The sequence below is a fragment of the Blastococcus sp. SYSU DS0552 genome, from assembly GCF_054050815.1.
This window is the reverse complement of record NZ_JBJHAB010000002.1, coordinates 194957-206560: the sequence shown is the minus strand read 5'-3', so window position 1 is coordinate 206560 and position 11604 is coordinate 194957. Positions and strand designations below refer to the sequence as shown.

The 11604-nt window shown below is 75.5% G+C and carries 9 protein-coding genes; 6 read left to right on the top strand and 3 right to left on the bottom strand.

What is annotated here, in order from left to right; translation table 11 throughout:
* Nucleotides 1–61: 61 nt before the first annotated feature.
* Nucleotides 62–574, bottom strand: a complete 513-nt coding sequence (locus ACI8AG_RS03155; protein ID WP_456595884.1) for a hypothetical protein — start codon at nt 572–574, stop codon at nt 62–64.
* A 52-nt stretch (nt 575–626) separates the two neighbouring features.
* Between ACI8AG_RS03155 and ACI8AG_RS03150 the strand changes: the two genes are divergently transcribed.
* The gene (locus ACI8AG_RS03150) at nt 627–2873 is read left to right on the top strand and encodes a helicase-associated domain-containing protein (RefSeq protein WP_456595883.1); all 2247 of its coding nucleotides are present in this window, start codon (nt 627–629) and stop codon (nt 2871–2873) included.
* A 54-nt stretch (nt 2874–2927) separates the two neighbouring features.
* Nucleotides 2928–3245, top strand: a complete 318-nt coding sequence (locus ACI8AG_RS03145) for a DUF1905 domain-containing protein (RefSeq protein WP_456595882.1) — start codon at nt 2928–2930, stop codon at nt 3243–3245.
* Here ACI8AG_RS03145 and ACI8AG_RS03140 read toward each other — a convergent pair.
* Nucleotides 3211–3708: a DUF1648 domain-containing protein gene (locus tag ACI8AG_RS03140; RefSeq protein WP_456595881.1), complete on the bottom strand. Its 498-nt coding sequence runs from the start codon at nt 3706–3708 to the stop codon at nt 3211–3213. The two genes, ACI8AG_RS03145 and ACI8AG_RS03140, sit on opposite strands and share 35 nt — an antisense overlap.
* Nucleotides 3709–3844: 136 nt before the next feature.
* On the opposite strand from ACI8AG_RS03140, the gene ACI8AG_RS03135 reads away from it, so the two are divergent.
* The gene (locus ACI8AG_RS03135) at nt 3845–5530 is read left to right on the top strand and encodes a DNA repair helicase XPB (RefSeq protein WP_456595880.1); all 1686 of its coding nucleotides are present in this window, start codon (nt 3845–3847) and stop codon (nt 5528–5530) included.
* 9 nt (nt 5531–5539) lie between these two features.
* On the opposite strand, the gene ACI8AG_RS03130 is transcribed toward ACI8AG_RS03135, so the two are convergent.
* The gene (locus ACI8AG_RS03130) at nt 5540–7573 is read right to left on the bottom strand and encodes a DUF222 domain-containing protein (protein WP_456595879.1); all 2034 of its coding nucleotides are present in this window, start codon (nt 7571–7573) and stop codon (nt 5540–5542) included.
* A gap of 232 nt (nt 7574–7805) precedes the next feature.
* Between ACI8AG_RS03130 and ACI8AG_RS03125 the strand changes: the two genes are divergently transcribed.
* The 3 genes from ACI8AG_RS03125 to ACI8AG_RS03115 are packed head-to-tail and all read left to right on the top strand — an operon-like array spanning nt 7806 to nt 11406.
* Nucleotides 7806–8312: a 2Fe-2S iron-sulfur cluster-binding protein gene (locus ACI8AG_RS03125; RefSeq protein WP_456595878.1), complete on the top strand. Its 507-nt coding sequence runs from the start codon at nt 7806–7808 to the stop codon at nt 8310–8312.
* Nucleotides 8309–9322, top strand: coding sequence for an FAD binding domain-containing protein (locus tag ACI8AG_RS03120; protein WP_456595877.1), 1014 nt, complete (start codon nt 8309–8311; stop codon nt 9320–9322). The genes ACI8AG_RS03125 and ACI8AG_RS03120 overlap by 4 nt, the downstream gene beginning before the upstream one ends.
* Nucleotides 9319–11406, top strand: coding sequence for a xanthine dehydrogenase family protein molybdopterin-binding subunit (locus ACI8AG_RS03115; protein WP_456595876.1), 2088 nt, complete (start codon nt 9319–9321; stop codon nt 11404–11406). The genes ACI8AG_RS03120 and ACI8AG_RS03115 overlap by 4 nt, the downstream gene beginning before the upstream one ends.
* Nucleotides 11407–11604 lie beyond the last annotated feature (198 nt).

Genomic DNA, 11604 nt, shown 5'->3' with positions numbered 1-11604 from the left:
TCATCTCCTGACCGGCCTGCCCGGCGCGCGCCACCGCCCCCGCGGCGGGGGGGTGTCGCGGTCAGCGCCCCCGGGCGACGGCCCGGGCGCCGTAGAGGGTGCCCGCTCCCTCGGTCGTGAACACCCACTGCCCCGCTCCGACCGGCGCGGCGAGGACGCTTCCGCCGTCGAGCGCCTGCACCGCGCGGGTCCGCCAGATCGCGGTGCTCAGCAGGCGGAGGTGGACGTCGTCGTCGAGGCCGTCGGGCTCGAAGGCGAGGACGGCCGGCCCGGCGACGCGCAGCGTGCCGCGGCGCCACGGGGTGCCGGCCAGCGCCCGCCGCCAGCGGTGGGTGCGCCACAGCGCCCCGGCGCCCACGCCGACGGCGGCCAGCCCGCCGAGCACGAGCACCAGGACGGCGAGGCCCGCACCGGGCACCCGGCGCCCGTCCTCGCCGGCGATGGTGATCGCGGCGACGCCGAGCAGGATCCCCAGGACGACGGCGATGGCCCCGCCGCCCAGCCAGCGCAGCGCCCCGACCTGGTGGGCGGCCAGGGCGGTCCGGGTGCCGGGGTCCTCACTCGCCGGGTGCATGCCCCCATGCTGGCAGCAGCGTCGGCGGGGGCGGCGACGTAGCGTGGACCGGATGTCCACGGAAGCTCCTGCGACGCTCGCCGCCTGGTTGCGCACCCGCAGCGACGAGCAGCTGCGCGCGTTGCTGGCGGCCCGGCCCGACGTGGCCCGCCCCGCGCCGTCCGACGTCGTCGCGCTCGCCAGCCGGCTGGCCGTCCCGGTGTCGGTGGACCGCGCGCTGGACGAGCTGGACGCCGCGACCCTGCAGGTGCTGGACGTGGTGCTGCTCGCGCCCACCGACGGCCTGGCGCCCGACGCGCTGTTCGGGGAGCTGCCCGAGGTCGGCGAGGACGTGATCGCCGGCGCGATCGAGGCGCTCACCGCGCGGGCGCTGCTCTGGGGCGACGACGTGCTGCACGCCCCCGACCCGGTGCGCCGTGCCGTCCGGCACCCCGCCGGCCTGGGTCGCCGCGCGGTGGACCTGCGCCTGCAGCTGCCCGCCGACCTCCCCGCCGCGCTCGCCGAGCTCGCCCCGGACGAACGCGCCGTCCTGGAGCGGCTGGCCGGCGACCGGCCGGTCGGCCACCTGCCCGATTCGCCGAACGGCGGCGCGTCACCGGCCCGGCGGCTGCTGCAGCGCGGACTGCTCGCCCGCATCGACGCGCTGAACGTCGAGCTGCCCCGCGAGATCGGCCTGCTGCTGCGCGGCGACCGGCCGTACGGCCCGCCGCGCCGTCGCCCGGAGCCCGCCGTCGTCACGCGGGACCCGCAGGTGGCGGACCGGCAGGCCGCCGGTGCCGCGCTGGAGTCGGTCGGGCGCGTCAGGGAGCTGCTCGCGCTCCTGGAGGAGGAGCCGGCCGGGCTGCTGCGCAGCGGCGGGGTCGGTGTGCGCGACCAGAAGCGGCTGGCGAAGACGCTGAAGGTCGCCGAGCCCGACGCCGCCTGGCTGCTGGAGCTGGCGCACGCCGGCGGGCTGCTCGACGTGGGTGGGCCGCACCGGGACGAGTGGCTGCCCACGCGGGCCTACGACGTGTGGCGGGAGCAGGACCTCGCCGACCGCTGGGCGGTGCTCGCGGCCGGCTGGCTCGGCGGCGTCCGGCTGCCCTCGCTGGTGGGGGTGCGCGACCTGGCCGGCAAGGCCGCCAACCCGCTCTCCCCCGACCTGGTGCGGCACACCGCGCCGGCGATCCGCCGGTCGGCGCTGGCCGTGCTCGCCGAGCAGCCGCCGGGTTCGGGGCTGGCGCCCGACGACCTCACCGCGCTGCTGCGCTGGCGCACCCCGCGCCGGGCGGACCGGCTGGCGCCGGTGCCCGACATGCTCGCCGAGGCCGCGCGGCTCGGGGTGCTCGTGGGCGGGGTGCTCTCCACCGGTGGCCGCGGTCTGCTGGCGGCCGGCGAGGACGGCGCAGCCGACGGCATGCGGGGGCTGCTGCCCGAGCCGGTCGACCACGTCCTCGCCCAGCCGGACCTGTCGCTGATCGCGCCGGGACCGCTGGTCGCCGAGCTGGCCGACACGCTGGCCGTCGTCGCCGACGTCGAGTCCTCCGGCGGCGCCACGGTGTTCCGGGTGTCGGAGGGCAGCGTGCGGCGGGCGCTGGACGCCGGCTGGTCGGCGTCGGACCTGCACGACTTCTTCGCCCGGGCGTCCCGCACCCCCGTGCCCCAGGCGCTGGACTACCTGGTCGACGACGTGGCGCGGCAGCACGGGCGGCTGCGGGTCGGCTCGATCGAGTCCTACGTGCGCTCGGACGACCACGGGCTGCTGTCCCAGGTGCTCAGCGACCGGCGCACCGCCGGGGCCGAGCTGCGCCGCCTGGCCCCGGGCGTGCTGGTGAGCGGGCTGGGCGCCGACGAGGTGCTCACCGTGCTGCGGGAGGCCGGGTACGCCCCGGCCGGCGAGCACCCGGGCGGGGCGGTGCTCACCCGGCCGCCGGCCCGGCCGCGCGCAGTGGGCCGCCGCGGCACCGAGCCACCGGCCGCGCCACGCCCGCTCAGCGGCACCGACCTGGACGCCACGGTGCGGGAGATCCGGGCCGGCGACGCCGCGCTGGCCGCCCGCCGGGGGGAGGCGGTGCGGCAGGTGCCGGGCGTGACGACGGCGTCGACGCTGGAGCTGCTGTCGCGGGCCGTGCGGGAGGGCGTGCCGGTGTGGCTGGGCTACGTGGACGCCCAGGGCAGCGGCAGCCAGCGCGTGGTCCAGCCGGTGTCGCTGGCCGGGGGGTTCCTGCAGGGCTACGACGAACGCCGCGGGGAGAGCCGCACCTTCGCCGTCCACCGGATCACCTCGGTGGCGCTGGTGGAGGGCGACGCGGCCGGCTGAGGCGCGCGGTCTCCGGCACGGCGAACCGTCGGTGCCGCGGCCTACCGTGCCGCCGTGACCGAGACGTTCACCGCCGAGCTCTGGGTGCACGACGGGCCGGCGGGCTGGCACTTCCTCACCCTGCCGCCGGAGGTGGCCGACAAGGTGCGCGAGGCCGGTGCCACGGGCCGCAGCGCGTTCGGCTCCGTGCGTGTCACCGCCACGGTGGGCAGCACCTCGTGGCAGACGTCGCTGTTCCCCGACGCCGGCAGCGGCAGCTACCTGCTCCCGGTCAAGAGGTCGGTGCGGGCGGCGGAGCGGCTCGACGCCGGGGACCGCGTCCGGGTCGAGCTGGCCGTCACGGCTCCGGTGGCACGGCGTAGCGGCGGGTGAACATCCAGCCCAGGTGGGCCGCGAGCCCCACCAGGTAGCCGCCGACCAGCACCAGCGGCCACGGACCGAGGCCGGGGTCGTCGGCCGTGGCGGCGCGGACGACGAGCCACTGCACCCCGGTGAGGAGCAGGAACGTCCAGGCGCCGATCAGCCACAGGTCCGTCGTGATCATCCCGCGCAGCCGGTCGAGGTTCTCCGCCCGCTTCCAGTACCCCGGGTTCGGCACGTTGACCAGCTCGGGGCGGCACCGGCGGACGAACCGGGCGCAGCCGGCGAAGACCGCCGCCATGGCCAGCCCGAGCACCGCCGCGCCGACCAGGGCCGCGGGCCGGCCGGCCCAGGTGTCCGGCTCGCCGCCGGGGCCGAAGTGGACGGGCACCCGGGCGGGCAGCCGCGTCCACGCCCACACCCAGACCGCGGCGTACAGCGCCGTTGCGGCGGCGAACCAGCTCCTCGCCCGCATCCCGGCAACCTAACCCCCGGCGGCTGCGCCGGAGCCGGGCCGTCGTGCGGGGGAAGGCCGTGTCGTCCCCCGGCGTTACCGTGGTCAGTCCGGTGCGCCCGCCGCGCCGCCGCCCCCGATCGAAGGACTCCCCCGCGTGAACGACGGTCCGCTCATCGTCCAGTCGGACAAGACCCTGCTGCTCGAGGTCGACCACCCGCTGGCCCGCGACTGCCGGGCGGCGATTGCGCCGTTCGCCGAGCTGGAGCGCTCCCCCGAGCACGTGCACACCTACCGGGTGACGCCGCTGGCGCTGTGGAACGCGCGCGCCGCCGGCCACGACGCCGAGCAGGTCGTGGACGCGCTGGTGCGCTACTCGCGCTACCCGGTGCCGCACGCGCTGCTGGTCGACATCGCGGACACCATGGATCGGTTCGGCCGGCTGACGCTGCAGAACCACCCGGTGCACGGGCTGGTGCTGTCCAGCACGGACCGCGCGGTGCTGGAGGAGGTCATCCGGTCGAAGAAGGTCGCCCCGATGCTGGGCGCCCGCATCGACGCGGACTCCGTCGTCGTCCACCCCTCGGAGCGCGGGCGGCTGAAGCAGGCGCTGCTCAAGGTGGGCTGGCCGGCCGAGGACCTCGCCGGCTACGTGGACGGCCAGGCGCACCCGATCTTCCTGGACCAGGAGGACTGGCAGCTGCGCGACTACCAGCAGGAGGCCGTCGACGGCTTCTGGGCCGGCGGCTCGGGCGTCGTCGTCCTGCCCTGCGGGGCCGGCAAGACGCTGGTCGGCGCCGCGGCGATGGCCGAGGCCAAGGCGACCACGCTGATCCTGGTGACCAACACCGTCTCCGGGCGGCAGTGGAAGCGCGAGCTCATCGCCCGCACCACGCTGACCGAGGAGGAGATCGGCGAGTACTCCGGCGAGCGCAAGGAGATCCGCCCGGTCACGATCGCGACCTACCAGGTGATCACCACCCGCCGGAAGGGCGAGTACCGGCACCTGGACCTGTTCGACGCGCAGGACTGGGGCCTGATCGTCTACGACGAGGTGCACCTGCTGCCCGCGCCGATCTTCCGGCTGACCGCTGACCTGCAGTCCCGCCGTCGGCTGGGTCTCACGGCCACGCTGGTGCGCGAGGACGGGCGGGAGGACGACGTCTTCTCGCTCATCGGGCCGAAGCGCTACGACGCGCCGTGGAAGGACATCGAGCAGCAGGGCTACATCGCGCCGGCCGAGTGCGTCGAGGTGCGGGTGGCGCTCGACGACGAGGAGCGGATGACCTACGCCGTCGCCGAACCGGAGGAGCGCTACCGGATCGCCGCCACGGCGAAGTCGAAGCTGCCGGTGATCCGCCGGGTGCTGGAGCGGCACCCCGACGAGCAGAAGCTCGTCATCGGCGCTTATCTCGACCAGCTCGAGGCGCTGGGCGAGGCCCTCGACGCCCCGGTCATCCAGGGGTCGACGACGAACAAGGAGCGCGAGCGGCTGTTCGACGCGTTCCGGTCCGGTGAGATCAAGACGCTGGTCGTCTCCAAGGTCGCCAACTTCTCCATCGACCTGCCCGAGGCCGCGGTCGCGGTGCAGGTGTCGGGGACGTTCGGGTCCCGCCAGGAGGAGGCGCAGCGGCTCGGGCGGGTGCTGCGGCCCAAGGCCGATGGCCGGCAGGCGCACTTCTACACGGTGGTCAGCCGCGACACCCTCGACAGCGAGTACGCCGCGCACCGGCAGCGCTTCCTCGCCGAGCAGGGCTACGCGTACACGATCGTCGACGCCGGCGACCTGGCCGGCCCAGGCGAGGTCAACGGGCCCGACTGGGTGGACGAGCCGGCCGACTGAGCCACCGCCTCAGTACGGCGGAGGCGAGGTAGCCGCCACCAGGCCGCTCGGTGTGGTGACTGTCAGGGTGCCGTCCGGTGCGAGCTCGTGCTGCCACCCGGGGGCCTGGTGCTTGCCGCGGTGGTGCGACGTGCAGTAACCGACGAGGTTGGTCGCCGCGGTGGGTCCGTCGGGGTACGGGCGGTCGTGGTCGAGCTCGCCGCCGCGTGGAACGGGCCGGCGGCAGCCGGGGAAGCGGCAGCGCCGGTCGCGGGCGCGAAGGTAGCGGTCGAGCGCGGTGCCCGGCCGGTAGCCGTCGGTGGGTGACGGTGGGCCGAGCCCGGGCCGACCGGTCAGGTCGTGATCGCACCCGGCCGGCTCGCGGCGGCAGGCGGCGTCCCCGCAAACGGCCAGCCGGCGGAGCTCCGGCGCATCGGTGAGCGCCAGCAGGGCACCGGTGAGCTCGTCCACCACGGCGATGCGCGGCCGGTCGGCCAGGCCTCCGCCGCCGGTGCGGTGCAGCAGGCCGGCCAGGGCCACGCGCTGCTGCTGGGCCGCCGCGGTCAACGCGGTGATCGCATCGGGTGCCTCGGACGCCCGGCCCTCGGGGCCGGCCTGCCACGCCTCCTCGTCGTCCGCGTCGGCGAGCCGCGCGGCCGCGACCGCACGCTGCGCCCGCCCGACGGCGCACTCCAGGTCGAGCAGCGCCACGCCTGCGACATCGACGGCACGATCGGCCGCCGCCCATGTGCCGACGGCAGGCTGAGGATGGACCTCGGATCCGGGACCGTCGTCGGCCGGTGAGGTGGGGCGAGCGCGCGCGCCGTCGCCGGGCGCGGGTTCGTCGGACCACCATGCGTCGAGGGGCGGTGCCGCACCGGCCCGCGGCGGGTCGAACACGCCCATGTCCACCGGTGAGGGCATGCGGTGGAAGCGGGCCTGCTCGGCCCAGTAGCGTTCCATCTCCGCCTCCGGCGGCTCCTCCGCACCGCCCCACTCAGCGAGGACGAGCGCCTCGGAGGCTGCCCACCAGTCGGCGAAGGCCTCCTCCTCCGTGGGCCAGGCGGCGCGTGCCGGGGTGGGTGGCGCGACGGACGGAGCAACGACCGGTGCGGCTTCCTCCGCAGCGGCGTCGGGGAGCAGCCCCAGGGCACGGGCGAGCGCCCGCACCATCTCCGCCGGGACCACCTGCCCGGAGATCTCGCCCGGCTCATCGCCGCCCAGCAGCGTGCGCACCCCGGCGACCACGGTCAGCTGCGCGGTCACCGGCGGCATCTCGTGCTCCCCGGGCCGCAGGACGAGGTCGAGCAGGCAGTCGGCCATCTTCTGCCCACGGGTGCGCTGGTCATCGGGGCCGGTGTCGAGGGCGTCGGCGTACCGACCCAGGGCGTCCAGCAGCGCCTGGGCCTCGGGCACCGTGAGCAGCGCGCTCAGCACCGCCGTCCCGTCCGCGGTGCCCGGCCGCACGGAGACGCCGCGGTCGCGCAGCGCTCGGGCCAGCCGGCCGGCCGCGTCGCGCGCATCGCGCCGGAGGACCACACGCCGCGCCTTGTCACCCAGCTGCGCCGGGGTGGTGGTGGTCCGCCGGCCGACCCAGGCGAGCAGTTCGGCCTCCACCTCGGTGCGGACCTTCGGGTCCGCGATCGGCGCGACGGTGCCGAGCATCGGCCACAGGTGCCCGTCGTGCAGTGCGCCCGATTCGAGGGCCTGCAGCGTCCCGGGCAGCCGGTGCACGAGCGTCAAGGACCGGGTGAGCAGCGCTTCGGCCGACTGCGAAGTGCGGGACAGGGCGACGGCGAGTTCCTGGGTGGCCCACTCGCTGACGCCGGCGAGCACCTCCGGCCTGGAGGCCCGGCGATCGGCGCTCATGGCGCCCGGCTCGCCCGGTTGCCGGTCCACGGACGCCGGACGGGCCGCCGCGAACTCGGCCACCGCCCGGGCGCGCAGCGCGGTCTGCCGGGCGATCTCCCGGTCGGCGGCCTGCACCGCGCCGAGCGGCCCGGTCGCCCAGCCGACCGCAGGCGCACCCGGTGGGGCACTGGTCGTCGTCCCGGCGTCTGACATGCTTCGAACGTATGTTCGACCACCGACAATTCCGCGCGACCGCTCCTGCGTCAGGACCGGGTCGCGACCAGGGCCAGACCCATGAGCACCGGCCGTAGAAGGCCTCGAGCCTCATGCCGCCGCGCACCTCGAGCCACAGGACCCGCTCTCGAGCGTGCAGCAGCCCGGCAGGACACCCGGTTGTCATCTGCACCGGGTTTGCCACGCCGACCGGCGGGGGCACCGGCGGGCCATGGACGCGGACATCACGCTGCGGGTCGACGGCGAGACCCACCGGCTGACCGTCGACACCCGCACCTCCCTGCTCGACGCGCTGCGCGAGCGGCTGGGCAACACCAGCCCGAAGAAGGGCTGCGACCACGGACAGTGCGGGGCCTGCACGATCCTGCTCGACGGGCAGCGGGCGCTCTCCTGCCTCGCGCTCGCGGTCGCGCACGACGGCGCGGAGATCACCACCGCCGACGGGCTGGCCCGCGACGGCGAGCTACACCCGGTGCAGCGGGCCTTCCTCGAGCGGGACGCCTTCCAGTGCGGCTACTGCACGCCGGGGCAGGTCTGCTCGGCGGTCGGGGTGATCGACGAGTTCGAACGCGGCTGGCCCAGCCACGTCACCGAGGACCTCACCAGCGAGCCGGAGATGACGCACGACGAGGTCGCCGAGCGGATGAGCGGCAACCTCTGCCGCTGCGCCGCCTACGTCAACATCACGCCCGCCGTGCAAGAGGCGGCGGGCCGGTGAAGTCGTTCACCTTCGCCAAGCCCGGCGACGTCGCCGAGGCGGTCCGCGACGTCGCCGCCGAGCCGAACGCCGTCTTCCTCGCCGGCGGCACCAACCTGGTCGACCACCTGCGCCTCGGCGTCGCCCGGCCCGACCTGGTCGTCGACGTCCGCACCCTGACCTCCCGCGAGATCACCGACCTCGACGACGGCGGGCTGCGCCTCGGCGCCGCCAGCACCAACAGCGAGGTCGCCGCCGACCGCCGGGTCCGGGAGCGCTACCCGGTGCTCGCCCAGGCCCTGCTGGCCGGTGCCACCGGGCAGCTGCGGAACATGGCGACCACCGGGGGCAACCCGCTGCAGCGCACCCGCTGCCCGTACTTCCAGGACGTCACGACGCCCTGCAACAAGCGCGAGCCCGGCTCCGGGTGCTCCGCCGTCGGCGGCTACGTGCGCTACCACGCGATCCTCGGGACGCCGGGTGCGCTGCCGGATCCGACCGCACCCGAGACCTGCATCGCCACCCACCCCTCCGACATGGCCGTCGCGCTCGCCGCGCTCGACGCGCGGGTGCACACCCTCGGCCCGGCCGGCGTCCGCACCATCCCGTTCACGGACCTGCACCGGCTCCCCGGCGACGACCCGTCGCGGGACACGGTGCTGGAGCACGGCGAGCTGATCACCGCGATCGACCTGCCGCCGCTGTCGGCGGGGACGCGGAGCGCCTACCGGAAGGTGCGCGACCGGGCCTCGTACGCCTTCGCGCTCGTGAGCGTCGCGGCCGTGGTGCACGACGGCGACGTCCGCATCGCGCTCGGCGGAGTGGCGCACAAGCCGTGGCGGGCGCCCCGCGCCGAGGAGATCCTGCGCGGGCAGCCGCTCACCGACGACGCCGTCCGGGCCGCGATGGACGCCGAACTCGCGGCCGCCCAGCCGCAGCCCGGCGTCGAGGGCGGCAACGGCTTCAAGATCCCGCTCGTCACCCGCACCGTCGCCGCCACCCTGCGCACGCTGACCGAGGAGCAGTCATGACCGACCTGCTGGAGCCGCGCGCGATCGGGCAGGGGCTGGTCCGGCGCGACGGCGAGGCCAAGGTGCGGGGCACCGCGACCTACGCCGTCGAGACGCCGGTGGAGAACCCCGCCTACTGCCACCCGGTGCAGGCGACCGTCGCCCGCGGCCGCGTGACCGCCATGGACACCACGGCGGCCGCGGCCCTCGACGGGGTGCTGCGGATCCTCACCCCGTTCGACGCCGAGCGGCTGGCGAGCACCGAGGACGCCGAGTACGCCGTCCTGCAGAGCGACGAGGTGGCCTTCCGCGGGCAGCCGATCGGGGTGGTGGTCGCGGAGACCTCCGAGGTCGCCCGACAGGCCGCCGACGCGATCCGCGTGACCTACGACGAGCAGCCGCACGACGCCGAGCTCGCCGTCGACCGGGACGACCTCTACAAGCCGGAGAAGGTCAACGCCGGCCACCAGACCGACACCGCGGAGGGCGACGTCGCCGCGGCGATGGCCACCGCGGAGGTGACGCTGGAGCGCACCTACTCCACGGCGATGTACCACAACAACCCGCTCGAACCGCACGCGACGACGGCGCTGTGGGACGCCGAGGCGCAGTTCCTGACCCTGTGGGACTCCACCCAGGGCGTGCACCCCGACCGCGCCGCGGTCTGCGAGGTGTTCGGCCTGGAGCAGGAGCAGGTGCGGGTGGTCTGCCCCTACGTGGGCGGCGGGTTCGGCTCCAAGGGGCAGCCGCACGCCAACGTCATGCTCGCGACGATGGCCGCCCGCGCGCTGCCCGGCCGGCCGGTGAAGCTCGCGCTCACCCGGCAGCAGATGTTCTTCCTGGCCGGTTACCGCACGCCGACGATCCAGCAGATGCAGCTGGCCGCCGACCGGCGCGGCCGGCTGCAGGCGATCGCGATCGACGTCGTCGAGCAGACCTCGCGGATCAAGGAGTTCGCGGAGCAGACCGGCGTCCCCACGCGGATGATGTACGCCGCCCCGAACCGGCGCTCCACCCACCGGCTGGCCGCCCTCGACGTCCCGGTGCCCTCGTGGTTCCGCGCTCCGGGCGAGTGCCCCGGCATGTTCGGCCCCGAGGTCGCCATGGACGAGCTGGCCGAGGAGCTGGGCATCGACCCGATCGAGCTGCGGATCCTCAACGAGCCGGAGGTCGACCCGGAGACGGGCAAGCCCTGGTCGAGCCGCAGCCTGGTGCGCTGCCTGCGCGAGGGAGCCGAGCGGTTCGGCTGGGCCGACCGCCCGCGCGGACGGCGGGAGGGGAACTGGCTCGTCGGGCACGGGGTCGCGTCCTCGGTCTACCCGACGATGCGCCAGGCCACCTCGACGGCGAACCTGCGCTTCGAGGGCGGCCGCTACATCGCCGAGATCGGCGCCGCCGATCTCGGGACCGGGGCCTGGACGATCCTGCCGCAGATCACCGCCGACGCCCTCGGGGTGGACGTCGCCGATGTCGAGGTGCGGATCGGCGACACCCGCTACCCGGTCGCGTCGGTGGCCGGGGGTTCCTCGGGGACGAACACCTGGGGCTCGGCGCTCGTGGTGGCCGCGCGCACGTTCCGCGACAAGTTCGGCGGGGCGCCGGCGGACGGCGACGAGGTCTCCGGCGACGTCGACCAGGCCGCCAAGGACGACGCGCACGCCCCCTACGCGTTCGGCGCCCAGTTCGTGGAGGCGCGGGTGGACGTCGACACCGGCGAGATCCGGGTGCCGCGCATGCTCGGCGTCTTCGGCGTCGGCCGGGTGATCAACCCGACCACCGCCCGCTCGCAGCTCATCGGCGGGATGACGATGGGGCTGTCGATGGCGCTGCACGAGAACAGCGTCTGGGACTCCCGGATCGGGCAGGTGGCCAACCACGACCTGGCCGAGTACCACATCACCGTCAACGCCGACGTCGGCGAGATCGAGGCGGTGTGGCTCGACGAGCACGACCCCTACGTCAACGTGATGGGCGCCAAGGGGATCGGTGAGATCGGTATCACCGGAGCGGCGGCGGCGGTCGTCAACGCCGTGCACGCGGCGACCGGCGTGCGGGTGCGGGACCTCCCGGTCACGCTCGACAAGGTCCTCGCGGGGCTGCCCTGACCCCTGCGTCGGGCGGGACCGGCGTGACGTGACGAGTCGGTCCGGCACGCCGGTGATCCGCGCCATACCGTCGTGACGCCGGACGTGAAACGCGCTGGTCAGCGACTCGTCCGGGCTTTCCCATACGTCGCGGCGGCGGTGGCGCGCGGGAGGACCCCGTTGGGCGTGTTGCCCCGCCGCCGATCAGAATGGGCCCCG

What these genes read in the sequence shown, in the direction of transcription:
- ACI8AG_RS03155 (WP_456595884.1), bottom strand. Translation starts at nt 574, where the DNA reads ATGCACCCGGCGAGTGAGGACCCCGGCACCCGGACCGCCCTGGCCGCC.
- ACI8AG_RS03150 (WP_456595883.1), top strand. Translation starts at nt 627, where the DNA reads ATGTCCACGGAAGCTCCTGCGACGCTCGCCGCCTGGTTGCGCACCCGC.
- ACI8AG_RS03140 (WP_456595881.1), bottom strand. Translation starts at nt 3,708, where the DNA reads ATGCGGGCGAGGAGCTGGTTCGCCGCCGCAACGGCGCTGTACGCCGCG.
- ACI8AG_RS03130 (WP_456595879.1), bottom strand. Translation starts at nt 7,573, where the DNA reads ATGTCAGACGCCGGGACGACGACCAGTGCCCCACCGGGTGCGCCTGCG.
- ACI8AG_RS03125 (WP_456595878.1), top strand. Translation starts at nt 7,806, where the DNA reads ATGGACGCGGACATCACGCTGCGGGTCGACGGCGAGACCCACCGGCTG.
- ACI8AG_RS03115 (WP_456595876.1), top strand. Translation starts at nt 9,319, where the DNA reads ATGACCGACCTGCTGGAGCCGCGCGCGATCGGGCAGGGGCTGGTCCGG.